This window comes from Acinetobacter sp. HZNU-JH01, assembly GCF_037996845.1.
Classification (GTDB): domain Bacteria; phylum Pseudomonadota; class Gammaproteobacteria; order Pseudomonadales; family Moraxellaceae; genus Acinetobacter; species Acinetobacter haemolyticus.
The window spans coordinates 24,161-47,797 of record NZ_JBBMZX010000002.1; the positions used below are offsets into that span (position 1 = coordinate 24,161).

A 23,637-nucleotide genomic window follows, 5' to 3' on the forward strand; every position below is an offset into this window, starting at 1 on the left:
AAGGGGGAATTATGGATTTTGAGATAAATACATATTGGAATGTGGATGTCACATATCAAGTATTCAATGGCGTTTCTGCAATTATGCAAAGCGGAAACTTTGTTGGTTTAATTAAATTAGCCTTTCTTATTATGTGCCTTATCTCCTTGATCACATTTATGTGGAATAAGGATATGGGGTTCTTTAGATGGTTTTTCCAGGCATTACTTTTCACTATGCTGATCAATATGCCGATTGCAAAAGTGGTGCTTACGGATAATTTGTCTCAGCAACCACCTAAAATTGTACAAAATGTACCTTGGGTTTTAGCAGCTGGCGCAGCATTCATTAACAATGCATCGGGATGGGTAGTAAAAACTTATGAGACAGTCTTTAATATTCCTAATGCTCTAAGTCTGCATGGTACTGGCGATATGGGATATGGTCAGGCTTTAATTAAACATACAAACAAGGTAACAATTACTGATCCTGTTTTGCGTAGTGATGTAATGCAATTCTTTAAAGAATGTACCATTTACGATATTCAGGATGGATATGTTAGTCCTGTAGAGTTAGCGAACAAAACAGATACATGGAATTATGTTCTTAATAATACCAACCCTGCCCGTTTTGTGACATTTGGTTCATTAGGAGGTACACGTGTTACAAGAACGTGTACAGAAGCAGCGAGTGACCTAAAAACAAGAGTACAAAATGGTCTTGAAGCTTCAATGAGAATGTATGGGAAAACTTTCTTTAATAGATTTTCTGATGAAATGGCGTACCAAATGTACCTTAACTCTTTAGGGACATCATATAGCTGGTTAATTAATTCCAATCAAAGTGCAAGTGATGCTGTCAAACAATCAATGTTTAACAACGTATGGCGTGAAGCTGGCACCGAACTGCCAGCATTGTTAAATGATCCAAGTAGAGTTGCTGAAATTACGGCAAATGCTGGGGCTGCATTAGGAGCACAACAAGTACAAGGAAGCATGAGCGTGGTTACTAAACTCGCTTATGAAGTCATTCCTCAGTTAAGAAACTGGCTTGAAGCAATCCTATATAGTATTTTTCCTATTGTGCTTGTAATGATGGTCTTAAGCAAAGCTGACAATATGTTAGCGATTTTAGGGGCATATTTTTCTTCATTACTGGCTTTAGGAATGATCCCAATTTTCTTTGCAGTCATTAATCACATTTCAATTCTTTATATGGAAATGAAAGCGAATGCGCTTGACCTTGCAAGTGGTGTACCTTTTGGAAAAATGGGGGTACTAGAAAGTACATTGATTGATGAACAAACAATGGTGGGATACATGGTTATCCTATCACTTGCTTTAGCTGGCTGGTTGGCTTTTAAAATGAATGGTTCAATTACCGGTGTAGGTCAAAGAATGATGATGGCTTGGAGTGCAGCTGGTGGAGCTGGTTCAAGTCTTGCAACTGGTAATGCCAATATTGGTGAGCAAACGATTGATAATATCAGTGCAAACAATACAAATATGCATAAGATGGACACAAGCGAGCTTTATAACAACAACGGCCGTAGTTATGTTGGTAGTGATGCAACCAGGACTCAATATAATAATGGAGACGTTGCAACTCAATACCATAATAATGACTTGCATTATGGTGCCAGTGTAGGAAGTGGTATTTCACGTAATTTGGGTTCTGAAAGAAGCTCAGAAATAGGTTTAGCCAAAAATTCTAATTTTGAAACCAATTCAACCCAAGGCACAACTTTTAGCCATGAAGTGAATAGAGGGCAGGGACGTTCTGATTTACAAAGTATTGGTGTTAATGCAACCAGTGGTGTTAATGGCGGTGATCGTAGAGGGTTCGATAACAATTTAGGAGTTGGTTCTACCTCAGCACAACATAGTGGTTATACGGATAGCAGATCGTTTGATCAAAGTCTAAATGGTGGTATGAATGGTAATTTAGGGCTTGCTTTACCTGGCGGTGGTGGCGGTAGCAACTCTGGAGCAATTAATCCTAATACTGGTGTACCAGCAGCAAGTTCACAGGGTATACCAGGCGCACCAGGCGGAGCTGGTGGCGTTCCAGGCGGAGCTGGTGGCGTTCCAGGTAATAATGCCGTACCAAATGCAAATAACGCTGCACCTGGTAAGGGCGGTAAAGGATTACCTGTCTATGGTAGTTTGGGTGCTCAAGGTGGAATTGATTTCCGCTACAATGAGGGTGCTCAAGTTACGGATGGGGCTGAATCAAGAGTTCAAGGTGATAAGAACCAAGGTGTAAACCAAAATATCTACCATGACAAAACTGGCAGTCTTACAGACACGAATGAATCTCAACGCCAATCTAATCAAACATGGGGTATGCAAAACACAGGCTCGATCTTTAATAATGATCAGGTTATTACTGGTCAAGGTACAAACTTAAGTGAAAATCAAGCATCAAGAGAAACTGCCGGACTTAACTATTCACGATCTCTTAACTTCGATACTGATTATGGACGTAGTGTTACACACGCAACAGATGTTGCTAAAGCAAATAATATGTCGCCTGGACAATTCTCACTGTTAAGTCCTAAAGAGCAACAGGCGTTGTCGCAAGAGTATTTGATGAAGCAAGAAGCTGGTTCTTTGCAAATGCCAAAACAGTTCCTTGATGGCTCTAACGTTCAAAATAGACCTGATTTGTATGTAAGTTTTGATCAATACAAAAATGAAATTGCTGAACGTTACGGCTTTGATCAGAAAGCACAGGATAATTTAGATCGGGTTGGTGTTACTAACAATGATGTTGCAGCATTAAAACCTAATCTAAGTACGCCTAGTGTGGTATCCGGAGCAGCTGGTGTAATTAGTAGCCAGGCTGCCGATCTAAGCGAAAGAGAGAAGAGACTACGTGATGGTACAAATGAACGAGTTGACTATGATCAGAAGCTTGAACCTAACAGCAAAATAACCAAAGAACTTCAAGATAAATTGGGAACATGGGGCGGTGGAGATAATCAACCAAAAAAGTAAAAGACCATGCCTTAAGACCTAATTTTGATAGGCATGGTAATCATGTAATTCAGGCAGCAAATGAAATTGGTGTTAATCCAAATTTAGCTGTCTCAATGGCAGCAGTTGAGAGTTCTTTTAATCCGAAAGCAGTATCGAGTTCGGGAGCAACTGGGTTAGGACAGTTTACAAGAGGAACATGGCTCGATAGGATCAAAAAGGCTGAACATCCGGAGCTAAAAGCATTGCAGAAATTGCCAGCAGCAAAGCAATTGCAGTACAGAGATAATCCTAGATTAAACTCACTTGCACTTGCTGAAAATATTGTAGAAGCTGAAAAGCGTATACAGAATGCATTTAAGCTTAATGGGATTCAAAGTAAAGTCACACCAGCTGATATTTATGCACTACATAATATCGGCAACCCTGGAATGTCAGTGGCAGCAAGACAGGGTAAAATGGCAAGAGTTGCGGTAAGTCAATCTGCATTGGAGCTGAACAAAGGTTTATATATCAAAGGTGTTAATACAACGGCCAGTGAGTATTTAAACCAGGTAACGAAAAAGATGAACCAAGGTATGTATGACATACAACATGGTCGGTCACGTAAGTAAATAAAAAAACCGCTTGTAAAAAGCGGTTTTTTATTTGATGTGTTATGCACCCAATTCAAATGCAATAGGTATTCTTTGAGCATGTTTTCTAATAGTGCGAATGCCTTTTTCTTTGTCAGTAAATCGCCAGACTCCCTGAGCATCGTTCAAATGACCAAAGCTTGAATAGGGAGTTCTACTAATATTTCGCAATGCAGCCGAATAGAAGCCCTTATGTGAAAATATAACAAGCTCTAATTTCATATCCCCCCATTCTTCAATATTGTCCATATTTTCTAATAAACGCTTAGTTTCAGTGTTTAGCCGGCCGTTAAATTGCATATATTCACCTTTAAATGAGCAATATAGCATCGTTTTAGTATGATACTTTATTACCTAGTATGAGACTTTAATACTTGGTATGAATCTTTATAATTACTCACCCATACTATGCACTGGGCAGCAGGGTTATCGAATTACGACCTGTAGAAGCCTGTAGGCGGTGTCTACCGCCACAGTCGGGATGTTCGCCCTGGCACAGTCTCACTCCTTGATTACCTAATCCCTTAAGTCGCTGTGACGTGGTGCCGGCAAAGCAAATTTGAGGGGGCAATAAAAATCTGTGATTTTTTGCAGCACACTCTAATTTGCGACATGGAGTAATTATGATTTTTCGATACTTCTAACTTGATTAAATTTTAAATTATTGAACTCAATTGCGAAATCACATAGGCTTAGGTTTTTATCAATATGTAAATTATCTTTCGGTGTAACCTTTAATACTTCGGTTTTATCTAAGTGGTTCTTTAAATCACTATCATAACTTTCCAGTGCATTACTATAATCATAACCTCTCACATAACCTGGCTTATTGACACTTCTAAAACTTGTTCCCTCAGTAGTACATGGTATAACGATTGAATTTACAAAACCATTTGAACCCACACCATCCTTTGCTTGTTGAAGTAGTAAATTTTTCACATTGTCTTGAAGTATCCCAGGGATCGGGGCTGTATTCATTGATAGATAAGCAACAAGAGTTAAGGGGAATGCAAGGGAAAAGGCTAAGGAAAATACTGATTTTACTGGGACTTTGAATAGGAGTAAGGTAATTGAGCCTAATATGTGCATAAGCATAAACAATACTAATGTAGAGTAAAGGCTGCTCTCATACATAAAATTTAAAAAAGTAATCATTAATAAGACCTACTTGTTACTTCATAGACTCTTAATCAGAGTGTAATATTTTGCCAATTTGCTAAATTTATGAGAAAAAAGTTTTTTCTTATAAAACATTGTGTTGCTAGAATCAGTAAGTTGGATCTCCGATCGTTCCAGCTCAGCGGTCGATGTTATATTTTGCCACAAAAAAAAGATTAAGTTGAACAAAGTGCTTTCAGTATGACTATTGCATTGTATCAATTCTCTTTAATATAGTTATCTATAATTTCATTTTAAACTACTCATAAAAAGTGTTTCTATATGCAAAATTTAAGAGGTTAAATAAACTAAATTTTGGTTTTAATAATCATATTTTGATTGATTAATATACTTGATAACTCATTAGAATTAAATATAATTAAACGACATAAACAATGTTGAAAATTAATTAAACGAGAAAATTATGACTGATATTCAAAATTTATCTATTGAAGAATTAAAAAAACTTCAAGAAGAAGCCGGTGCTTTGATTGTAGTGAAACAAGAACAGGAAATTATTGATGCTTATGACAAAGTGTATGCAATTGCTGACAGCGTGGGGCTTACACTTGAAGATTTATTGGAAGAGGGTGCAAAAAGAAAACGTAAATTGCAGAAAAAACCAGTTGAGCCAAAGTATCGTAATAAACATAATGCCGAAGAAACTTGGACAGGGCGTGGGAAACAACCAAAATGGCTTGTGCTGGAACTAGAGAAAGGTGCTAATCTACAAGATTTTGCAATTTAAACTAAAAAGCTTCTGAAATATTCAGAAGCTTTTTTAATTTTAAATATAAAATTAAAAAGGTAAAAATACTGATTAATAATTGCGTTAACGCAACAAATTAATGTTTATTCGTGAACTGATCATGTAGTGGATGATCCGGAAGATTCACTATGTTTTGTGGATTATTATTCAGTAATGGACTATTGGCTGCATCTTCACACCACTTTTCTGCTTCATATTCATCTTTAATTATTTTTACAGATAAAATAAAAAGTTTAAGAAAAATAAGAGCAAATACCATTGCCATGATTGGATTAAACTCAAACAATACAGGCACAAAAAGCACTAAGAACGTACCTGTTATTAGTGCATTGAAAAACCAAATGAGTTTAGACATAAACTACTCCTAGAAAGAAGTAGAAATATACAAACGATCCCAGGATTTATTGTTGTTCAATAATTAAAGCTGCAATATTTCCTTGAAATGCTAAAGATGCTACTCGATAGCCCTTGCTGTATATTTCCGAAATTGTTAAACGCTCAGCTCCAAGATCAGGACACTGAAATTTAACTTCATAGATATTAGACATTTGACTTGATACACTGGTACAAGCAGTACCTTTTTTTGCTGCCTGGGCAGAAGTTACGAAGCCAAGTGATAAAGTTGCAGCCACAGCTACTAGGCCAAGTTTGGTTAAGAGTTTGTTTTGGTTCTGCATACATTTTCCTTTTTGTAAAAGTTTTAACAATGTTTTTTATAGGTTAATATTGATTTCAGAATGAAGTCAAACTTTTTAAACAACAAAAGTTGAACATAATAATTGTGTTTTGGGTATGCCAAAGCATAAAATAGACTTCAATGTGAAGTCTAAATTATAACAGGGTAAATTCAATGAAAAAAAGAATTGCGTTAACAACACTGATAGGTTTATGTTTTCTTTCAGGGTGTTCAACATTTCACCAATCAGATTACAATGGTATAGGCCAATGTCGTACTGGTTCAGTTAATTGCGGATCATGCTAGAAATTAACGCTAGAATTGGCATATTATTTATGATAATTTATTTACAAATTTGGACTTCACAATGAAGTCATTTAATTTATATAGGGTTTCTTTTTCTTTATACTTTTATAAATAAATATGAAGAAAAATTAAAGCCCAAGTCTGGAAAACTTGGGCTTTAATCGGTTTCAGCGGAAACTAAAACCTTAAATTTTTGGGATGGCACCCATTAGGACTAACATACAAGTTATCGAATTGGCGTTCAGACTTGTAATGTACTTAAGCAATAATACATGCGCTTTTTTCTTTTCGCAAGTGTATTTCGATGCGTGAGGTTTGTCCTGGTGGTTAAAAACAGGATAAAACCATGTTCGGAATGACAAATAATAACTTAGCACTTGCAAGCAATGATTCATTAACCATTGTTCTCAAACGTTTTTATAATAACCTTCCCGATAAGCCGTATCACTCAAACGGATTTGATGTTGAGGGGCTAAAAATTAATCGGAAAATTGAAGCAATTAAGAAAAAATACATCCAGTTTAATCATCCAAAATGGAAAAAATACATTTTAATCGACATAGATCGCCCTGGAGCAGTCACAGATTGGCTATATGAATCTCCGCATCTACCGGCACCGAACCTGATAATAGAAAATAGAAAAAATGGACATGCTCATTTTGTTTATGAATTAATAGATGCTGTGAGTTTTACAGAGAGAAGCTCATTAAAAGCACAGAACTACTATAGTGCAGTAGAAAAGGCATTAACCAGCGAATTAGGCGGTGATGAACGATACAATGGGGTTGTAGGGAAAAACCCATATTCTGATGAATGGCGTACTTCAACATATAGAACCGAAGCTTATCACTTAAAAGACTTAGCATCTAAACTAGAGTTAACATCTATAGGTTTAATGCCAATAGAAATGCCACAAAAAGCTCAAAATGATGAATGTGCTATCAATGGGCGTAATGATGAAGTGTTTCATTCAGTACGCCACCTAGCCTACAAAGATATAAGGGATTTCAAGAATAATGCTGGGTTGCTATTTAATCACTGGTTTGATCATGTACTAAAACTGGTACAGGAAAAAAACTCGTTTTTTATAAATCCGATGGATTACAAAGAATGCACACATATTGCTAAATCCATAAGTAAGTATTGTTGGCGCAATCATGAAGAGTGCTACAGAAAATTTGTGGAAAGACAACGTACTAAAGGATCAAAAGGGGGAACCAAAAGATCAGCAAAATACGATGAAGCAAGACGTATGACAAAACAATTGTTTCGACAAGGCGTAACTCTCAAGCAAATTGCTGAAAAGCTCAATATCTCGTATAGAACAGCCGTTAGGTACACGAAAGGGTTATTGCGAATTAAATTACTAAGCTTTAATGACATAAATATTTTGCGTAAATCCGCTTTAGCGGACAAAAAAGCACGAAGCGAAGCGAAGTGCATAAAGAACGAGCGAAGCGAGAGCATTAATAATGTTTTTAGTTTATGTGACAGTAGCCAAAATCAGGTATTAGCCGCTAGGCATACCCATCTAGGCCATAACGGAGTATTTTTCAAAAAGCTCTTAAGCTTCACTTTTAAAAATTTAAAATTTGAATTGCTAAAGGTGGGAACAATATTTAATTATTATGCAAAAATACCTTAAACATTAGATAGCTTAGGCTATTTTATAGGCTATATCTTATATTGAATTATATCAAAGTGCTTGATAAGTTTCCATATTTTAAAATTTATTTGTTACTAATTAATAGGTTATCTCAATTTTAGTTGGCTGGATGTTGTATAGGGTTTTGCTGTAAAAGTTGCGTCAACGCAACAATAAAACTTTTGTTGCTTAAAGTTTATTATGGTCAAAAGATAACCTTTATAATGTGGTTAAAGGAGTCATTTATGTCAATAGCTTTCGATGAATCAGAACGAAGAGAGTTTGACCGCAGATTTTATTTGCTTACTAATATTCAATACGCTATTTCAATTTACCAAGGTGTTTTATTGGAAAAATATATTGAAAATCCAAAAGAAAAGATTATAGAGGATTTTAAATCTTTAAGTGAATTGCAAGCAAATTTAGCTCAACAAAACACTCAGACTTTAAGAAATATATATCATGATATATCAATTAAAATGGGAGGACTTTTAAATGCGAGATAATTTTGAGAATTTTATTAAAGGTCTTGTTAATCTTTCAAGTGCCCATTGTATTGAGCAAGAACATCCAAAAGCAATTATAACTGTTGGAGAAGAGGGATCAGGTAAAGAGGTTCTTGCATTACAAGCCCAAGATGAACTTTCTAGGCGTGGTGGAAGTGTCTTAATTGGCGAAAACTATTATAAAGGCTTTACAGAAAATTATTTAAATAATGTTAAAGATAATGACATTAAAGCTGCAAAAGATTCAGAAAAAGAAGCAAAATATTTATCTGACAAAGTTTTAGATAAAGCTATTGAAAATAAACATAATGTTGTTATCAATGAAAAAAGTGAAAATCCTTATGACTTCAAGGATGTAACAGATAAATTACATAGTAATGGCTATGAGGTTGAAGTCAGAGCTATGGCAACACCGCATGAGCATAGTTTGATTAGAAATAATACTCAATATGAAGATCAAAAAGGTAATCTAGGTTTTGGTGATCATAAGGGTTTTAAAGATTTTGATTCAAAGAGTGTTGAATCAATTCTATCAATTTCAGAAGATCATAATGCTGCTGATAAAGTAAAAGTTTATGATCGAGTTGGTAATGAAGTATATAACAATGAATTAAATCCGGATAAGGAAACATGGTTTAAAGCTATTGATGCTGAGAATACGTTTAAGTTTGAAACAAATAAACCATTGGCTAAAAGTGAGTATCAATATAATCAAGTGGCGTGGGAACAATTGATACACATGAAAAATTCACTTATGGCACCAAAAGGTGAAATTGATCAGACGATTGCTGAAAAAGAATCATCCAAAGAACAATTTTTAAATAAAGAAAAGATCGAAGAAAAAGATTTGAGTAAACTTATTATTAAATCACCTGATTTATATAAGGGTTTGCAACATGGAAAGGTTATAGACCAGGATGAAAACAATGTGTTTATGCAAATTAATCGTTACACAGCAATTAAGTATGCTCGTGACAGGTTGCAAGATAGCAATAATCAAGAACTAGAAATAGGGCAACAGCTTTTTATTAATCATGGTTCACAGGGTAATTATCATGTGGTAGAGCACCAAGAAGCACAACAAATGCAAGAGCAGCAAGAAATGGCTCAGCAACAGAATCAACAACAAGATTTAGATCATGAGTTTACGAGGTAACTATGTTAATCAGAATAGGTGGCATGGAAGTTGATCCACATGCAGAAAATATCCAGGATATTTTACGTCAGGCTTATGCTGAACGGCAAAGGCCATTATGCCTATGTGTGAATGGCGGTGTACCACTATACATAGCAAAAGTGAATAACTCGTTTATTGTAAAAAGGATGCCTAATACTGGTGGATCACATAATCCTGGATGTGTAAGTTATGAACCACCACATGAACTTTCAGGACTTGGAGAAGTGCTAGGCCAGGCCATTCAAGAAAATCCGGAAGATGGATCGGTTGCATTGAAGTTTGATTTTGCCTTAACAAAACGAGGTGGGAAAGCTCCACCACCAGCTACAGGCAAAGAACATGATAGTGTTGCAACGGATGGGAAAAAACTTACATTACGTGGACTGTTACATTACTTATTTGAAGAGGGCAAACTTAATTATTATCAACCTAAAGAGAAAGCAAATAATTGGTATTTTGTACGGAAACAGTTGTTACGTGCTGCATCTGATAAATCAGCAAAAAAACAGGACTTAGCTTCAACCCTATACATCCCTGAAACATATAACCTGGATATAAAGAAAGACATTGCTGCAAGGCGACATGAGCAATTATCAAATTTAAGTGCTCAGAATTTAATGATTGTAATTGGTGAAGTTAAATCAATTGAAAAAGCACGTTATGACTTTAAGCTAATTGCTAAGCATTGCCCAGACTATCATTTTTTTATGAATGAAGATGTGCATAACAGAATAAATAAACGCTTTGAAAAGGAGCTAGGCTTATGGAATATGTATGGGGATCAATGTCATTTGATGTTTATCTGTACTATTCTCAAGACAGCAAGTGATCTTCCACTGGTTCAGGAAATTTCATTTATGCTAGTTAATAAGCAATGGGTTCCATTTGAAAGTAAATATGAGTATGAATTAATTGAGGATATGATAGATAATAGCCGGCAATTTATTAAAGGATTGCGTTATAACCTACCATCTGATAAGCCGTTAGCTTCTCTTGTTGCAGTAGATACAGAACCAAAACCTACAGCAATGTATATCATTCCATCCAGTGAAAGCGAAAGTGAATCATACGCTCAAGGGATCGAACAGATGATAGCAGAAAGTGACTATGCAAGTTGGCAATGGTTTGTTGATAAGGCAATGCCTGGATTGCCTAGTAAAAATGTTGAATGAGGTGTGTCATTGAAAATTTCTTATGCTTTCACGTGTGGTCGTTTGGAAACGGTATTTAAAATATCTAATCATATTCAATATGGTCAGGCAAATGACGCTGCAAAAGAGAAAGAAATTGTCGAAAAATTTAGAAGTGATGTTTCTTCAGGGAAATCCTATGAAGAAACAGAACTCTTCAAAGCACTAAGCAAAAATGAAGAAAAAATAGTGGTTAATAGGTTCACCAGGACGTTGAAAGAAAATGCTGGGAATCGAAATGTTCCATTTTCATTTAATGAGTATCGAGCTGGCCTTTATAATGAACTCGATGATTACAAACTTGCTGTAAGATTTAATGAAGCCAAAGAGCTTTTAAATAAGAAGCATTTGGATAAAACAGGCATGAACATTACTGTGAGAGATATATGTGCAAAAACTGGGTGGAATCCAGCAAATGTAAAAAATAGTATTAATCATAAAAGGGGAATTGTTCTTGGAATGCTGGAAACTCTTGAGAAATTAGCAAAAGACTATTAATATAAAGGTGTGTTTTTTGTGTATTTTACGCTATGTTAAAAATGAATCTAATTTATCCTGTAATTAAAACAAAAGGACATGGAACACTTTCATTCCATTCTAAAGATTTTAATTTGCATGTTGAAGCTGAAAGTGTTCCGGAGGGTATCCGGAAAATCAAAGATCAAATGGTTCTAAAAATTACCGAAATATCTAAAAATGGTAATCCTCTACCTGATCCTGACTTAGAGCTTGATGAACCAGGTGTAATTTATATTGAAATTGACTCAAGCCTTGCTAAATATAGGGTTGAACGTGTAAACATGACTATCCCTGTTAATCAGTTAAAATGGATGGATGATCGAAGTTTAAATAGGAGTAATTATGTGTCTGAACTGATTTGGGAGGACATGAAAAGACAAACTAAATAAACGGTAAAATTTACGAATAATGAATAAAATATCTGTGGTAATAATTTACAATTTAATAAAATATCGAATGATAAAAACTTTATAAAGGGTGTGTTTTTTGTGTATAATGAGGGAGTAAAGCTAATGGCTTTGAGTACGATGATGAAAAAACACGTTAGATTTTGGGCGTTCTCTTCCGAAATTATTCAAACTAATGGGGTTCATGAAGATCTTCATAGCTTTGAAATTAATATCGGGAAAGACGTATTAGAAGCTTTAAATGACCAAATTGGTTATTTAAAGGAAAATGACTTAACACGGTATTTTGCTGCCTATATTTTCAGCTCAGATGAAATGAAGCATGTATCTGTTCACATGAATGAACCTGATACGGTAGAGGTCAATGATCTTTACTTGATGGGGAATACAAGTGGCTTATATGCTAAGTTTCATATAACACTGCATGAAAAACTTGTTTTTTACCTGGTGCGACTTATAGCGTATGGAAAGGGATAAATTTGTGGATCAGCTATAGGCATTCTGCTAATTAGATTATAGCTTTTTTGCCAGTGTCTTTATTTTTGCAGTCACAAAAATTTAGTGTTCTTCAAAAAATCACAGATTTTTTTTGACCCCGAAATTTTGTTCGGTAGACACCACGTTAGAACAATTTTAGGGATTGGGTAATCAGGGAGTAAGAAGTTGCTGAATTTTGATATTCCGACTGTGGCGGTAGACACCGCCTACAGGTTACTACTGGAATGAAGCAGGAAATATTGGTTGCTTTTACTGGCAGGGTAAAGTAAGATTTTTATATAACCTAGGTTATATATAATTAAACCTCAATCAACAAATGCCGAAAGGCTTGGAGTCAGAAACATGAATAGTTTAAAAGAATTGTTATCGTTAAAGCCTGGATTCTTAATTGAAGCTCATGGGAATGGACATAGTATTTACTTTGCATCGTGTGGAAGTAAACGGAAAAAAATTAAGATTTCTCATGCACTTTTTGCTTATGCAAAAAAAGCAAATTTATACCCGATTGTTAATAAGCATTTGAACTTGGTGAAATAGTCAAATACATAGTTATATACTGCTATCCTGAGAAACAAGGGCGAGAGATATGCAAAAGGTTGAATGGAGCTGGGGCTTTAAGCTGCAAGAAGAGCAACTACGTTCACTAATGGCTGATGGTGCATTGGATTACGTTAAATTTCACTATGCAAAAGAAAGCAATAATGGTGAGCTGTTATTGTGGTGTGTTTTTAATGCGAAATTTCAGCGTTCAGCACGATATTTAGAGGACGAAAAAGGTGAAAAGACCTGGCTAACCAAAGCAGATGCAATAGCCTATTTACGAAGTATCGGCTATACAGGTGAAGTTCTTGAAGATGATATGGATTATCCAAAGCCTGAGAATGAAGATTTTCTGTTAAAACGTGCTAAAAATGCCCAGGATTACAATCAATTTAAAAGTCCGTATGAATTAGCTGCTGAGCTAATTTTTGGTGAATTTGCAGATCGTTTTAATGAAGTGGAAGATATTCAGGAAGACACTGAATTGAGAGCTGAGATCAACCAGGAAATTGCGTTGTTGATTAGCAAGGCACTTGAATACTGGCCGCAGCGTTAAATAAAGTAAAAAATTGGAGAAAGATTTCATGTCGAATGAAATATTAAATGAAGCGTTAAGTGAAGAAGTCTTAAACTTATATCGAATGGGGCGTAAATGGAATGCCGAACCTTTCCTTGCGAGTCAATCAATACCAGCTCATGCAGATAAAGGAACCCCTAAAAAGCAGAACCCAGCATTTGAGGACTACATTCGTAGCTTACCATTTGGTAGCAAATTGCCACGTGGTAAATATTTCCAAGGTCGTTCACCAAAAGATAATTTATACATGATAGATGAACTTTGGTTGGCAAAAAAATAATTTAGGTTTTGTGATTTGGTACAAATATAAGGAAAGAGGATGACTGAGCGTTCAAGTCAAGATGATGCAGCGAATGATGCTGAGTTAGAGTTAAAAAAATTAGATAATTTTTTTAACCCATTAAATAAGGTAATCAAAATCTCATTTTGGATTTGCTTTGCTTTGTTCATTTGCTTGGTTAGCTATTTGGAATACCAATTTATTTTTAAACAGGTTTTTCCAAGATTTAAAGGATACTGGGGTTATCTTACCAATTTTAGTTTTTGCTTTTTAATCTGTTTTTATGCGATCAAAAATTTTTTAATTGCGTTGAAAAAACGAATGACCTTAAAGATTTTAGCGGACTTATTAACTGTTGATGGTAGTCATAGTGACCTGGCATCATTGCGGATCAGTCACAATAATCTCTATATTTCAAGTCATGTGGCCTTGTTCATTTTTGGATTGTCTTTGGCTTTCATATTGCATAAATATGGAAATATGCCATTAGTAGAAGCAGAAACTCTTCTATCTAAACCTGGTGCATTGCTTTGTATAGGTGCTCTTATTTACTATGTGTTAACCAGGGTATTTTATTATTTTAGAAATAAAAGTCTGGACGATGCAGTTTTTTATGCTCAAATTGAACATTACAAAGAAAGATATTACAAAGAAAAGGCTGAAAAAGAACAGCTTGATTCAAAAAGTGAAATTTAGGATTTCTTTATGTCTTTACATAACTGGCTGGTATTTAAGCCATTCGATGAATCAGAGGAAGAGTTGCATTTTGATTTAAATCAGAATCAAATTTATTTGTTTCTAACAATTGTGACTTGGGTTTTGGCCTTATGCCTTATTGGTGTAATGATCTACGATATTGATAGCTTTGCATCAATGGTGTTTATTGGTTTGTATTTGGCGACAAGATCAGTCCAGGTATTGATGGAATGGCATTCAGGGTTTAAGAATATAGCGAAAAATCACCTATATTACATACTGTTTATGACTATTGCTTTTATGGTTTTAAGAACCACATGGTAATTAGAAAAATTTATAGATTAAAGAGTTGCGTTAACGCAACTTTTTTTTGCTTACCACTTGCGAAAGGTGTGTAAATTGTGTATATTAAAGACTGGATACCGAAAGGTAAGGAGTCGTGAAAAATGAAATCAAACAAGGTTAATCCTATGAAAAAATTAGTAGTAAGCAATCGTAAGGGTGGTGTGGGCAAAACATTTATTAGCACACATTTGGCTCATTCTGCTTTAGAAAAAGAATTGAAACTATTATTTGTTGACAATGACCCACAGGGAAATGCTGGTGATAGCTTAGAAGCCTATGCCACTAATGTTTTTAAAACAATTGATATTTTCACGCAAAGAATTGATTTTGCAGGTTGCTGTGCTGGTGATCAATATTTCATTCTTTTTAAAGGTACTGATGACCTAGAAGAGTTGGAAGTTGAAAACCTTGAAATACTGGTTGATAACATTGTAGAAGCAAGCAAATACTTTGATCTTTGCTTGATCGACACACCACCGACAAGTGGCAAGCTACAAAACTATTCGTTTTTGATTTCGGACTTTATCTTAAGCCCTTTCCAGTTAGATAACTTTTCATATACTGGCTTTGCTACTCTAATTGAAAGAATTGCAGAAATTAAAGAGATTAATGAATCTATTCAATTCCTTGGTTTTATTCCTAACTTGGTAGACTTGAGAAGTAGTTTTGATCGTGAACAGCTGAAAACTGTCACAGAGGAATATGCGAGTTATATGTTTGGTGCTGGTGCATATATTCCATTAAGAACTCATGTAAAACTAGCGAATCATACTGGTATTCCAGTATGGAAAGTGAAGAATGGCGCAAAAACTGGAAAACTTGTTCGCCAATTGAATAATGCTATTTTTGACAAGATTGGAGTGTAATGACCATGAGCGAACCAAAGAAAAAAGGACTAGATGCACTAAAAGGTGCGGTATCAAAACTACACACCAATAACTTAGCAGCTGGTGACAAAATTCATATTCTTGCTATTGATGATGTGCAAGAAGATCCAAATAATCCACGCAAAAAATATAACGAAGAAAAAATTGTTGAATTAGCTTTATCCATTGCAGCGGTTGATCAGTTACAGCCAATTTCTGTACGTGATAATCCGGAAGAGAAAGGGAAATATTTAGCTAATTTTGGATCAAGCCGTATACGTGCAATACGCTGGTTGAAAGAGAATATGCCGGATCATCCGAACAGTTCTACCATTAAAGCTGTAATTAATAATAATTTCAGAAAGATGGGCAAGTTAGTAGAAAATGTCCAGCGAGAGGGATTAACTGCTTTTGAAATCGGAATGATGTTAAAGGAAGAAGTTGAAGAAACTGGTATTACACCTAAAGAAATTTGTAGTGAAGTGGGCAAGGATAAGACCTGGGTGTCACGTCACTTGAAAGTTGCCGAAGTGTCAGAATATGTAAAATCTCTGATCAACGAGGGTGTTATATCAAATGTCGAAGTTATCTTAAATGTTGAAAAACTGTATAAAGAAAACGCAGATAAGCTAAAAGCAACAGTTGACGCATTTTTATTTGAAAATAAAGATGCAGATATAAGAGTAGTTACTTTGGCTGAAAGCCGTAAATGGCTAAAAGAAGCAGCTGCCCCTATTGCCATTGAAAGCAATCAAACAAACAGTGGTAATAGTGAAGAACCTACTACTATTGTTATAGAACATGATGAGCAGAGCAATGATGGTGAAGAACCTAAGCAAATTGCTGATAGTCATTCAGATCAGGGCGGTGATACAGACAGCTTTAAGTTGACTGAAACTGATTCTACAACTTCACAAGAACAAGATGGTGAAATTCATGGAATCGAACCTAATGATTATGTGAAGATCGTTATTAACGATAAAAACGGAGATGGAGAAAAGCCGGCACCAAAAGACAGCAAAACGTCTAAAGAAAAATTGAGTGCTGGGTTGAAAAAAGAATATGCAAGCGGTGCTCTTTTGGGTTATCGCCATTTATATGAAATGGCAACCGAAAGCGAGGATGAGATTGAAGCAAAGCTAAGTAAGATTGTTTTGAAAAGTTTTGCTGGTCAGTCATTGGCACTTAATTGGTCAGAAATTGGCGAATATCCTGATTTATTGGAGGAAGTTGGTCAAATCCTGGCATCATTCCAAAGCGTAGGTTTTGTTCCACCATCGGCTTTGAATGATGAAGAGATAAACAATCTGATCAGTCAAGAAGATTTAATATAGTAAGTATGGGCGGTCAATTTGACCGCCTTTTAGGTGTTTTATGAATAGATACATTAGCCTATACGATAAGCAAAAATTAGAAGATTTAGACTTTATTACACCAGCCAAGAAAGCACTTCTTTATGGGTTTTTAGGAATTGTTTTGGGTGTGTTTGGGTACTTGCTGGCACCATTGGCAAACTTGAATAATTACTCCTATGGCAATCTTTTTCTTGGAATAGTTATAGGGTTGATCATTTTTGGCATCTGCTTTAAAAGTTTTTTAAGGCTCAAAAGGCTTCATAAAGCGAAAATTGCAATGCTGGGAAATATTGCCGAGATTGAAAATAAATTATTTGTTGAATCAGGCGTTAATCCTTGGGAAACATTAATCGGGTTGTCTAAAGAAAATGCTTTGCTGGTATTGGGGCGAAATAAGGACTCAAAATACTATGTTTTTATAGCAACGCATAAGTATCTACACTTTTCACCAGTTAGGATGACAGAAAATCAAGCATTAGATTTTGAGCATAGCCTACAGGGTGAAAAAATGTTTTTCCAAGTCAAAGAAAGCTTGTAGGAGATTTTTATGTCAACGCAACAAGACGTGATAGCTGTAATTGTAAACAATGAATTTCAGGAACAGTATTTCACAAATGAAAATCAATTAGCTACTTATATTGAGTCAGTACGTTCAGCTGGACACGATGCTAAAGCTTTGGTTGTTCCATTCTATAAATTTAAAGCTTTACTGAATATTCAAGAGCTGGTGAGTACCTATCCGGATTTTAACTCGATCATGCTGGCAATAGAGCAATTGCCACAGGATCAACAGGAAAGTATTTATAAAAATATTAGCATGATACACAAATCAGCTTTTGCAAAAGAATACCTGGATTACTTTGTAGCAAACAGATTGTTGTTATCAAGTGATCCGGAGTTTATGCCTGAGTTCGCTGAACGAGAAAATACAGCTTCATATAAATCTTATGTGCAGCTGCAAGCTAATTTTCTAACAGACTTGCTGACTACACTGGAATAGCTTTGAGGTAGGAAAAGCGCAGCATGGAAAATAATGAGTGGTATGAGAAAGGATATAAAGCAGGTTGTGAATTTTTGGCTCACCAATCCGACAATGATCTTCTCTACTGGTTAGATAAGTATGGTTGGGATGAAGATTGTCCTGAATGTGATGCTTTTTCTAAAGGTTTTGGTTCAGCTTATGGTTGTGATGATCTAATTGATGGATAGCTGGTGGTTAAAGAATTAAGAGTACGGCCAGATATGTGCCAAAATAAAAACCACTGAAAAGTGGTTTTTCTACGTTTAAAACTCAGATCATGCTGTATTTACACATTAAATTCTTAAACTCATACAATACTAAATCAATAACTTACATTGTGTGTTTTGAACAAATTTACATTATAGTTCTAAACTCAATCTGAATTGAGTTTAGAAAATTAAGCAATTTTGACATAATAGTTTTAAACTGTAGCCTACTTTTTTGAGGGAAATAATAAAAAAGGTAGTCCCAAAACAGCTAGAATCAATAATGATAGAACACCATCAAGCCATTGATCGAAAAGAGCTGAGAGATTCAATGTAATTAAGTTGTCAAAAGCACTAATGACATTTGAACTCAATGTATTAAACATTACTTCTACAGAAGTAGCATTACCTGTTAGATATAAGACAGCAATAAATCCAAAAAAACCTAGCATAGACAGCATGAAAATATAAGTTGCCTTTCTAATTGTTTTTTCAGGAGCTTTTTCTACTTTTACAGCCATATCAAATTTACTCCGATAATTATGAACAATGAAATTTTAATATAATCTAATTAAAAATATCAGTTGCTTTTGTTAAGTGTACGTCTTGATTTGTCGCCAGTAAAACTCAGTTTACAACTATATTGTTTAAGTTTAGAACTTTGATGTTTAGTTTGAGACTATATTGTCTAAACATACATGCATAGATAAAAATGTCTATGCTCGATTCAAATTAAAAGACCTGGGAGCATAGATAAAACTATCTATGCACTGGATAGCTGGGTTGTCGAATTACGACCTGTAGAGGCCTGTAGGCGGTGTCTACCGCCACAGTCGGGATGTTCGCCCTGGCACAGTCTCACTCCTTGATTACCTAATCCCTTAAGTCGCTGTGACGTGGTGCCAGCAAAGCAAATTTGAGGGGGCAATAAAAATCTGTGATTTTTTGCAGCACACTCTAATTTGCGACATGGCATAATGGTTCTATATTTTGGTGAACATAAAACTTATGGCTAAGATTTTTGCTTTTATATTGGCGATTGCTTTTTGTACTGAAAGTTATTGTGCAACTGGTGAAGTAAATAGCCTAAGAGAAAATAGTGATTGCAAGAGAATGGTCAACTTTGCTGTTTCAAAGCATGATGAATATGCAGATGGAAAAAGTATTCAGGAATTGATTGATCAGGAAAATATGAGTCAGGATCAGGTACACCAAAAAGAATACAAAATATTAGTGATCGAGATATTAGATACATTTGCTGTATGGGACGATCCAGCTGAGAAAAATCGTGTGGATGAAGAAATCCGAGATCATTTTTTTTCAATTTGCGATCCTGGAAAAGTTAAAGGTATTTTTTAAGTTAAGGAGCTGTTGAGTGGACGCATTAAAAGAAGCGATAGCCAATCTGTATGCGATCATTTCGATGATGGCCGTAAACAATGAAATATTAATTTTAGTGGCAGTGGTCGTACTTTATATTGGATATAAACTGGGTAAGCTTGTAAAAAATCTTATTGGCTTTGCCGTTGTGTTAGGTTTACTTTATTTTCTACCGATAAATCAAAATCTAAATAATGATCTTTTGAATCTATCAAATTCTTTGGTCAAGAATGGCGTAGATAACTCTCAGTTCAATGTGGTCGTAAAAGCTGTGTGTGGTGGTGATGCAAATCATTCTTTAAATTTGTTCCAGTACAAGCAGCTATCGGATGCTTTTAAAAATGACGTAGATAATTTTTTAAAAGATGGAAGTGGTGGTTTTACATTTGATTCAACAAAAACATTCAGTACAGATAGTATCTGCAAGAAGAATATCTAGCCCCCTACTCTTTCGACTTAACACAATATATAGAATAGCTTCCAAAGCTTTTGATACTACATATTGTGTTCTTATCTACTGCTGGACTACTTGATGCTATGGTACATTTTTTTTAGCAACTCATAACTGCCCTGTAAAAATAAACCGAAACTAATACATAAAATTGGAATTATTGTAATTGTGCTAATGAATGCATTGTCAATTACCTTGGGAACAATTAACGCAATTAAAAAATAGAAAATACCAAGAGCTATTAGAATTAAAGTTTGCTTGGTTGTATGAGTGCTTGATGACGTTATTTCATTTGTATTCATAAATATCTCCCAAGTGAAGATTCATATTAAATTACAAGTCGGTACCATTTCTTAGCATATTGAAATTCTTAATTGTTTGCTGGATAGATTGCAGACTCTAACTCAATTTTTCTTTCGTCAATATACTCATAGATTGATTGTCTTACTTCCGTATCGGTAATTCCCCAGCTGATGATATTGCCTATGATGTAGTCATCAAAATACATGAATAAGGCTTTCAATTGTTCGTGGGTTGGTTCAGTTTCACCAAAATCAAAGGTCGCCAATAGGAGGTATTTCAAAAAATCCATAGTCCCCTCGTCATCCTTGCTATGCAACCAATAGGATTCTTTCACGGCCAATAGTCGGTTTTTTTCAGCTTCTTCTTTCAATTTGCTTTGTTCCTTACGTGCAGCACGTTCTTCTTCGCTCACATCAACAAAAACAATATTTGGATTATTCTTGGCAAATTCCTCACCTATGGATTTACCCTTTCTAGGTGTACCCAATACTATAAATGATTTACCTGAGTCGTCTAGGCTGAAAAGAGATTGTTTACTCATTGGATGATCTCCGGATCAAAATTGAATATAGAAATGCACGTTCTTTCTTTATGTCGGAATCGTGAAAGAAAGAATCGTTAAGTTTGTAATGTTCAGGTGAATCGTTGTTATGGTAAATATTACCTTGTTTGAATTTAACCAGGGCTACTTTCCCTTTGTGATCAACTTCCATCAAACCCCATGAATCAGGAATGCGGTCAATGGAAATCAGGCCAGCTGGAGCGCAATAGAGTCTATAGTTCCCTACCCCCAACTGTGATCCATTACGCTCAGGTTTTATAAAGTCTTTCCTGAAATCAGCGAGACTGGTTTTACATTCTATAATTAAACTTGTTTGCGCCCTAAAAGCTAAAACGTCAGGTATTTCACGGCTGCCAATGCATTTTAATTCAGTAGCCACCACAGGAAAATTAAGTTTTTTCTTTACCCATTTTGAAGCTATGGAAACAAGATCATGATGTGAGTGAATTGACTTGTCAATTTTACCCATAATAGAGCTTAAATCACTCATAAAATACTCTCAAATTTAGTAACCGGTACAAAGCATACTATGGTCAATTATTGACTCTTGTTTTTGGTCGATTTCTTGTCCACACATACTACAGCGGAAAAATCTGTACTCAGTATAGTTTAGCGGAATTGAGCCGGTAAGAGATAACTCAACTGGTGCAAAATTATTTCCCATTCTATTAGTCGAATCTTTGTTAGTGATTGTTTTCATTGATTTTCCAAGTGTTGCGGTAACGCAACTTAGTTTCCAGTCAAACCACCAATATTTTTTTGCTAAATAATAGTAGTGTGTTTTTTGTGTATAATACTATCTAGGCATTAATGTCGCAATAGGGTATACCTATATGACACATTTTTTTACGTTTAAATTTGCTAAAAATGACAGAGGTTGAGTCGTTTAACAATGTTTCATTTGAGTCCATAAAAAATATATGAAACAATGTAGCATTAGGGTTCATCTTTTCACTTAAAGAGAGTTTTTTATGAGCAATTTAAACCAGGCTAAATTTAGCAAGGCGAACGATGTAATTGTTTTCCCACGTCCATGTACATTGTGTGAGGGCAAAAATCAGGTGACACAGCAATTAGGTATTTGGGTATGTGCAACATGCTTGGGTAATATTCAGCAAACTAATCCAAATTTATTTCACGTAGATAATAAGAGTTTGCCGATTAATTTTTAATTGCTATGAATAAAGAAGATAATGAACCACGTGGTTTTAAAGTTGGTTATGCAAGAGTATCTTCTGAGGATCAAAATCTTGATAGGCAGTTAGAAACTTTTAAGAATCTTGGGCTTGATAAAATATTTTTTGAAAAGGTACAAGGTGATAAAGAGGATAAAGATAGACCTGAATTGATTAAATTCATGGACTATTTAGAATCGGGTGATACTGCTTATTTTTCGAGTTTTGATAGATTAAGTAGAAAAAACTTAAGGCTATTATCACTTATTGAGGAAATTAAAAGTAAAGGCGTATCCATTCATTTTATTGAAGAAAGGATATATTTAAGCCCAACTATTGAAAATCCTTATGATGAATTGAATGCAAATATATTTGCAGCATTTTCAGACTTTTTTAAAAAGCAGTTAAAGTTAAGACAAAAGGCTGGTATTAAAGCTGCAAAAGATAATGATCCTAGTTTATATACAGGGAGGAAGTCATCATTAAGTTTGACAGTTAGAAAGAATATTTTAAGGAAAATCATTCTAAAGAAGTCAAGCTATGCTGAGGTGCAAGCAAGGTACTCAATAAGCAGATCGACAGCTTGGAGAGTAGCATATAAAGATGAAAGTCTAGTTGAATTAAGACAAGAGTGTCTTAAGTTGCGTTACGAAAATGAGCTTAAGAAATTAGCTCAAAAAAATCTAAAACCTAGATGCCGTAAGGCTTGGAGTCACACAATGAATTTTGATGATGTGTTGAGACGATTGAAAAAATGCCTAGCATTGACCAAAAGCTCAAATGAATTTGAAGCAGCAGCAGCCTTAAGGCAAGTCCAATCATTAATGAAAAAATACAACTTAACTGAGTTGGATGTGCAGCTGTCAGATATAAATGAGCAGTATTATCAGACTGATCACAAAAGAAAGAAAATGGTTGAGATTAGACTTGCTCAAATGATTGCTGATGTTTTTGAGTGTGGTTTTTATATAAAGAATACCCAAAATAAGCAGTTTGTTTTTTATGGGGTAAGTCCAAATACAGATATAGCTGTATATAGTTATGAAGTGTTAGAACCTATTTTAATGCAAGCTAAAAAAGAGTATGTGGCTTCATTACATGGTAATACAAAGTTAAAAAGTAAGAGGTCGTTATCTAAAAGCTTTTGCTTGGGTTGGATTAATTCAGTCCGTAATAAGTGTGAGAGATTAAATCCTAATATTGATTTGCAAGAACTATTAAAGAAGTATGAGGAAAATAAATTAAATCTTAATACGTTTGATTTCTCTAAAATACAGCATAGGGATAAAAATAAGTTAAATGAAGCTAGGAGACAGGGTTATCTAAGGGGTGAGTCTGTAAACTTATTTCATGCTGTAGATAAAGATGATGTGCCAGGTTTAAGCACATTAAAACGAATTGGATTAAATTAAGTTGCGGTGACGCAATTAGGAAAAT

At 34.9% G+C, this 23,637-nt stretch carries 31 protein-coding genes; 24 read left to right on the forward strand and 7 right to left on the reverse strand.

Features of this window, described 5'->3' with window-relative positions:
• The first annotated feature begins 11 nt into the window (after window positions 1-11).
• Together AAC851_RS15570 and AAC851_RS15575 are read left to right on the forward strand one after the other, a co-directional pair.
• Window positions 12-2,978 carry a conjugal transfer protein TraG N-terminal domain-containing protein gene (locus AAC851_RS15570; RefSeq protein WP_340601071.1) on the forward strand — a complete coding sequence of 989 codons (2,967 nt, stop codon included), beginning with the start codon at window positions 12-14 and terminating at the stop codon, window positions 2,976-2,978.
• 47 nt (window positions 2,979-3,025) lie between these two features.
• Complete coding sequence (locus AAC851_RS15575) at window positions 3,026-3,571, forward strand: transglycosylase SLT domain-containing protein (protein WP_191029287.1); 546 nt, start codon at window positions 3,026-3,028, stop codon at window positions 3,569-3,571.
• A gap of 42 nt (window positions 3,572-3,613) precedes the next feature.
• Here the strand turns inward: AAC851_RS15575 and AAC851_RS15580 are convergent, their stop codons facing one another.
• On the reverse strand, window positions 3,614-3,892 hold the full coding sequence (locus tag AAC851_RS15580; RefSeq protein WP_340601072.1) for a hypothetical protein: 279 nt from the start codon (window positions 3,890-3,892) through the stop codon (window positions 3,614-3,616).
• A gap of 321 nt (window positions 3,893-4,213) precedes the next feature.
• Window positions 4,214-4,747, reverse strand: coding sequence for a hypothetical protein (locus tag AAC851_RS15585; RefSeq protein ID WP_340601073.1), 534 nt, complete (start codon window positions 4,745-4,747; stop codon window positions 4,214-4,216).
• Window positions 4,748-5,171: 424 nt separating this feature from the next.
• Here AAC851_RS15585 and AAC851_RS15590 point away from each other — a divergent pair, with 424 nt between their 5' ends.
• Entirely contained in the window at window positions 5,172-5,498 is a 327-nt protein-coding gene (locus AAC851_RS15590) for an H-NS histone family protein (RefSeq protein ID WP_223861276.1), read from the forward strand.
• A gap of 97 nt (window positions 5,499-5,595) precedes the next feature.
• On the opposite strand, the gene AAC851_RS15595 is transcribed toward AAC851_RS15590, so the two are convergent.
• Window positions 5,596-5,874, reverse strand: a complete 279-nt coding sequence (locus tag AAC851_RS15595; protein WP_191029270.1) for a hypothetical protein — start codon at window positions 5,872-5,874, stop codon at window positions 5,596-5,598.
• A 46-nt stretch (window positions 5,875-5,920) separates the two neighbouring features.
• Window positions 5,921-6,196: a hypothetical protein gene (locus AAC851_RS15600; protein ID WP_191029271.1), complete on the reverse strand. Its 276-nt coding sequence runs from the start codon at window positions 6,194-6,196 to the stop codon at window positions 5,921-5,923.
• 651 nt (window positions 6,197-6,847) lie between these two features.
• Here AAC851_RS15600 and AAC851_RS15605 point away from each other — a divergent pair.
• The 17 genes from AAC851_RS15605 to AAC851_RS15685 all read left to right on the forward strand — a co-directional run bounded on the left by AAC851_RS15605 (window position 6,848) and on the right by AAC851_RS15685 (window position 18,311).
• Window positions 6,848-8,146: a replication initiation protein gene (locus tag AAC851_RS15605; protein WP_340601074.1), complete on the forward strand. Its 1,299-nt coding sequence runs from the start codon at window positions 6,848-6,850 to the stop codon at window positions 8,144-8,146.
• 245 nt (window positions 8,147-8,391) lie between these two features.
• Window positions 8,392-8,652, forward strand: a complete 261-nt coding sequence (locus tag AAC851_RS15610) for a hypothetical protein (protein WP_340601075.1) — start codon at window positions 8,392-8,394, stop codon at window positions 8,650-8,652.
• A complete protein-coding gene (locus tag AAC851_RS15615; protein WP_340601076.1) occupies window positions 8,642-9,808 on the forward strand; it encodes a zeta toxin family protein in 1,167 nt (388 codons plus the stop codon). The genes AAC851_RS15610 and AAC851_RS15615 overlap by 11 nt, the downstream gene beginning before the upstream one ends.
• A 23-nt stretch (window positions 9,809-9,831) precedes the next feature.
• Window positions 9,832-11,001: a DUF1173 family protein gene (locus AAC851_RS15620; RefSeq protein WP_340601077.1), complete on the forward strand. Its 1,170-nt coding sequence runs from the start codon at window positions 9,832-9,834 to the stop codon at window positions 10,999-11,001.
• Between the two features lie 9 nt (window positions 11,002-11,010).
• Window positions 11,011-11,517 (forward strand): hypothetical protein, encoded by a 507-nt coding sequence (locus AAC851_RS15625; protein ID WP_191029276.1) that lies wholly within the window; start codon window positions 11,011-11,013, stop codon window positions 11,515-11,517.
• 32 nt (window positions 11,518-11,549) lie between these two features.
• The gene (locus AAC851_RS15630; protein WP_004949590.1) at window positions 11,550-11,927 is read left to right on the forward strand and encodes a hypothetical protein; all 378 of its coding nucleotides are present in this window, start codon (window positions 11,550-11,552) and stop codon (window positions 11,925-11,927) included.
• A gap of 123 nt (window positions 11,928-12,050) precedes the next feature.
• Window positions 12,051-12,422, forward strand: coding sequence for a hypothetical protein (locus AAC851_RS15635; RefSeq protein ID WP_004949594.1), 372 nt, complete (start codon window positions 12,051-12,053; stop codon window positions 12,420-12,422).
• 363 nt (window positions 12,423-12,785) lie between these two features.
• On the forward strand, window positions 12,786-12,980 hold the full coding sequence (locus tag AAC851_RS15640; RefSeq protein WP_004949597.1) for a hypothetical protein: 195 nt from the start codon (window positions 12,786-12,788) through the stop codon (window positions 12,978-12,980).
• 49 nt (window positions 12,981-13,029) lie between these two features.
• The gene (locus AAC851_RS15645) at window positions 13,030-13,539 is read left to right on the forward strand and encodes a hypothetical protein (RefSeq protein WP_340601078.1); all 510 of its coding nucleotides are present in this window, start codon (window positions 13,030-13,032) and stop codon (window positions 13,537-13,539) included.
• 28 nt (window positions 13,540-13,567) lie between these two features.
• A complete protein-coding gene (locus AAC851_RS15650; protein ID WP_340601079.1) occupies window positions 13,568-13,840 on the forward strand; it encodes a hypothetical protein in 273 nt (90 codons plus the stop codon).
• Window positions 13,841-13,879: 39 nt separating this feature from the next.
• On the forward strand, window positions 13,880-14,536 hold the full coding sequence (locus AAC851_RS15655; RefSeq protein WP_340601080.1) for a hypothetical protein: 657 nt from the start codon (window positions 13,880-13,882) through the stop codon (window positions 14,534-14,536).
• A 9-nt stretch (window positions 14,537-14,545) separates the two neighbouring features.
• The gene (locus AAC851_RS15660) at window positions 14,546-14,860 is read left to right on the forward strand and encodes a hypothetical protein (RefSeq protein ID WP_340601081.1); all 315 of its coding nucleotides are present in this window, start codon (window positions 14,546-14,548) and stop codon (window positions 14,858-14,860) included.
• Window positions 14,861-14,982: 122 nt separating this feature from the next.
• On the forward strand, window positions 14,983-15,747 hold the full coding sequence (locus tag AAC851_RS15665) for a ParA family protein (RefSeq protein ID WP_340601082.1): 765 nt from the start codon (window positions 14,983-14,985) through the stop codon (window positions 15,745-15,747).
• 5 nt (window positions 15,748-15,752) lie between these two features.
• Window positions 15,753-17,081, forward strand: coding sequence for a ParB/RepB/Spo0J family partition protein (locus AAC851_RS15670; protein ID WP_340601083.1), 1,329 nt, complete (start codon window positions 15,753-15,755; stop codon window positions 17,079-17,081).
• A gap of 40 nt (window positions 17,082-17,121) precedes the next feature.
• Window positions 17,122-17,640 (forward strand): hypothetical protein, encoded by a 519-nt coding sequence (locus tag AAC851_RS15675; RefSeq protein ID WP_191029282.1) that lies wholly within the window; start codon window positions 17,122-17,124, stop codon window positions 17,638-17,640.
• A 9-nt stretch (window positions 17,641-17,649) separates the two neighbouring features.
• On the forward strand, window positions 17,650-18,102 hold the full coding sequence (locus tag AAC851_RS15680) for a hypothetical protein (protein WP_191029283.1): 453 nt from the start codon (window positions 17,650-17,652) through the stop codon (window positions 18,100-18,102).
• A 23-nt stretch (window positions 18,103-18,125) separates the two neighbouring features.
• Window positions 18,126-18,311, forward strand: coding sequence for a hypothetical protein (locus tag AAC851_RS15685; protein WP_340601084.1), 186 nt, complete (start codon window positions 18,126-18,128; stop codon window positions 18,309-18,311).
• Between the two features lie 245 nt (window positions 18,312-18,556).
• Here AAC851_RS15685 and AAC851_RS15690 read toward each other — a convergent pair whose 3' ends face one another.
• Window positions 18,557-18,850, reverse strand: a complete 294-nt coding sequence (locus AAC851_RS15690) for a hypothetical protein (RefSeq protein WP_340601085.1) — start codon at window positions 18,848-18,850, stop codon at window positions 18,557-18,559.
• Between the two features lie 487 nt (window positions 18,851-19,337).
• On the opposite strand from AAC851_RS15690, the gene AAC851_RS15695 reads away from it, so the two are divergent.
• The gene (locus AAC851_RS15695) at window positions 19,338-19,688 is read left to right on the forward strand and encodes a hypothetical protein (RefSeq protein WP_340601086.1); all 351 of its coding nucleotides are present in this window, start codon (window positions 19,338-19,340) and stop codon (window positions 19,686-19,688) included.
• Window positions 19,689-19,704: 16 nt separating this feature from the next.
• Window positions 19,705-20,148 carry a hypothetical protein gene (locus AAC851_RS15700; RefSeq protein ID WP_340601087.1) on the forward strand — a complete coding sequence of 148 codons (444 nt, stop codon included), beginning with the start codon at window positions 19,705-19,707 and terminating at the stop codon, window positions 20,146-20,148.
• Window positions 20,149-20,530: 382 nt separating this feature from the next.
• Here AAC851_RS15700 and AAC851_RS15705 read toward each other — a convergent pair whose 3' ends face one another.
• Complete coding sequence (locus AAC851_RS15705; RefSeq protein WP_340601088.1) at window positions 20,531-21,004, reverse strand: hypothetical protein; 474 nt, start codon at window positions 21,002-21,004, stop codon at window positions 20,531-20,533.
• Window positions 20,997-21,515: a hypothetical protein gene (locus AAC851_RS15710; RefSeq protein ID WP_340601089.1), complete on the reverse strand. Its 519-nt coding sequence runs from the start codon at window positions 21,513-21,515 to the stop codon at window positions 20,997-20,999. The genes AAC851_RS15705 and AAC851_RS15710 overlap by 8 nt, the downstream gene beginning before the upstream one ends.
• 481 nt (window positions 21,516-21,996) lie before the next feature.
• On the opposite strand from AAC851_RS15710, the gene AAC851_RS15715 reads away from it, so the two are divergent.
• Both AAC851_RS15715 and AAC851_RS15720 read left to right on the forward strand, forming a co-directional pair.
• Window positions 21,997-22,197: a hypothetical protein gene (locus tag AAC851_RS15715; RefSeq protein ID WP_004949639.1), complete on the forward strand. Its 201-nt coding sequence runs from the start codon at window positions 21,997-21,999 to the stop codon at window positions 22,195-22,197.
• A gap of 5 nt (window positions 22,198-22,202) precedes the next feature.
• Window positions 22,203-23,612 carry a recombinase family protein gene (locus tag AAC851_RS15720; protein WP_340601090.1) on the forward strand — a complete coding sequence of 470 codons (1,410 nt, stop codon included), beginning with the start codon at window positions 22,203-22,205 and terminating at the stop codon, window positions 23,610-23,612.
• The last annotated feature ends 25 nt before the right edge of the window (window positions 23,613-23,637 follow it).

What these genes read in the sequence shown, in the direction of transcription:
- AAC851_RS15690 (WP_340601085.1), bottom strand. Translation starts at nt 18,850, where the DNA reads ATGGCTGTAAAAGTAGAAAAAGCTCCTGAAAAAACAATTAGAAAGGCA.
- AAC851_RS15680 (WP_191029283.1), top strand. Translation starts at nt 17,650, where the DNA reads ATGTCAACGCAACAAGACGTGATAGCTGTAATTGTAAACAATGAATTT.
- AAC851_RS15705 (WP_340601088.1), bottom strand. Translation starts at nt 21,004, where the DNA reads ATGAGTAAACAATCTCTTTTCAGCCTAGACGACTCAGGTAAATCATTT.
- AAC851_RS15695 (WP_340601086.1), top strand. Translation starts at nt 19,338, where the DNA reads ATGGCTAAGATTTTTGCTTTTATATTGGCGATTGCTTTTTGTACTGAA.
- AAC851_RS15610 (WP_340601075.1), top strand. Translation starts at nt 8,392, where the DNA reads ATGTCAATAGCTTTCGATGAATCAGAACGAAGAGAGTTTGACCGCAGA.
- AAC851_RS15660 (WP_340601081.1), top strand. Translation starts at nt 14,546, where the DNA reads ATGTCTTTACATAACTGGCTGGTATTTAAGCCATTCGATGAATCAGAG.
- AAC851_RS15640 (WP_004949597.1), top strand. Translation starts at nt 12,786, where the DNA reads ATGAATAGTTTAAAAGAATTGTTATCGTTAAAGCCTGGATTCTTAATT.
- AAC851_RS15720 (WP_340601090.1), top strand. Translation starts at nt 22,203, where the DNA reads ATGAATAAAGAAGATAATGAACCACGTGGTTTTAAAGTTGGTTATGCA.
- AAC851_RS15580 (WP_340601072.1), bottom strand. Translation starts at nt 3,892, where the DNA reads ATGCAATTTAACGGCCGGCTAAACACTGAAACTAAGCGTTTATTAGAA.
- AAC851_RS15635 (WP_004949594.1), top strand. Translation starts at nt 12,051, where the DNA reads ATGGCTTTGAGTACGATGATGAAAAAACACGTTAGATTTTGGGCGTTC.
- AAC851_RS15710 (WP_340601089.1), bottom strand. Translation starts at nt 21,515, where the DNA reads ATGAGTGATTTAAGCTCTATTATGGGTAAAATTGACAAGTCAATTCAC.
- AAC851_RS15665 (WP_340601082.1), top strand. Translation starts at nt 14,983, where the DNA reads ATGAAATCAAACAAGGTTAATCCTATGAAAAAATTAGTAGTAAGCAAT.
- AAC851_RS15585 (WP_340601073.1), bottom strand. Translation starts at nt 4,747, where the DNA reads ATGATTACTTTTTTAAATTTTATGTATGAGAGCAGCCTTTACTCTACA.
- AAC851_RS15675 (WP_191029282.1), top strand. Translation starts at nt 17,122, where the DNA reads ATGAATAGATACATTAGCCTATACGATAAGCAAAAATTAGAAGATTTA.
- AAC851_RS15600 (WP_191029271.1), bottom strand. Translation starts at nt 6,196, where the DNA reads ATGCAGAACCAAAACAAACTCTTAACCAAACTTGGCCTAGTAGCTGTG.
- AAC851_RS15605 (WP_340601074.1), top strand. Translation starts at nt 6,848, where the DNA reads ATGTTCGGAATGACAAATAATAACTTAGCACTTGCAAGCAATGATTCA.
- AAC851_RS15645 (WP_340601078.1), top strand. Translation starts at nt 13,030, where the DNA reads ATGCAAAAGGTTGAATGGAGCTGGGGCTTTAAGCTGCAAGAAGAGCAA.
- AAC851_RS15715 (WP_004949639.1), top strand. Translation starts at nt 21,997, where the DNA reads ATGAGCAATTTAAACCAGGCTAAATTTAGCAAGGCGAACGATGTAATT.
- AAC851_RS15595 (WP_191029270.1), bottom strand. Translation starts at nt 5,874, where the DNA reads ATGTCTAAACTCATTTGGTTTTTCAATGCACTAATAACAGGTACGTTC.
- AAC851_RS15655 (WP_340601080.1), top strand. Translation starts at nt 13,880, where the DNA reads ATGACTGAGCGTTCAAGTCAAGATGATGCAGCGAATGATGCTGAGTTA.
- AAC851_RS15570 (WP_340601071.1), top strand. Translation starts at nt 12, where the DNA reads ATGGATTTTGAGATAAATACATATTGGAATGTGGATGTCACATATCAA.
- AAC851_RS15670 (WP_340601083.1), top strand. Translation starts at nt 15,753, where the DNA reads ATGAGCGAACCAAAGAAAAAAGGACTAGATGCACTAAAAGGTGCGGTA.
- AAC851_RS15650 (WP_340601079.1), top strand. Translation starts at nt 13,568, where the DNA reads ATGTCGAATGAAATATTAAATGAAGCGTTAAGTGAAGAAGTCTTAAAC.
- AAC851_RS15685 (WP_340601084.1), top strand. Translation starts at nt 18,126, where the DNA reads ATGGAAAATAATGAGTGGTATGAGAAAGGATATAAAGCAGGTTGTGAA.
- AAC851_RS15615 (WP_340601076.1), top strand. Translation starts at nt 8,642, where the DNA reads ATGCGAGATAATTTTGAGAATTTTATTAAAGGTCTTGTTAATCTTTCA.
- AAC851_RS15630 (WP_004949590.1), top strand. Translation starts at nt 11,550, where the DNA reads ATGTTAAAAATGAATCTAATTTATCCTGTAATTAAAACAAAAGGACAT.
- AAC851_RS15620 (WP_340601077.1), top strand. Translation starts at nt 9,832, where the DNA reads ATGGAAGTTGATCCACATGCAGAAAATATCCAGGATATTTTACGTCAG.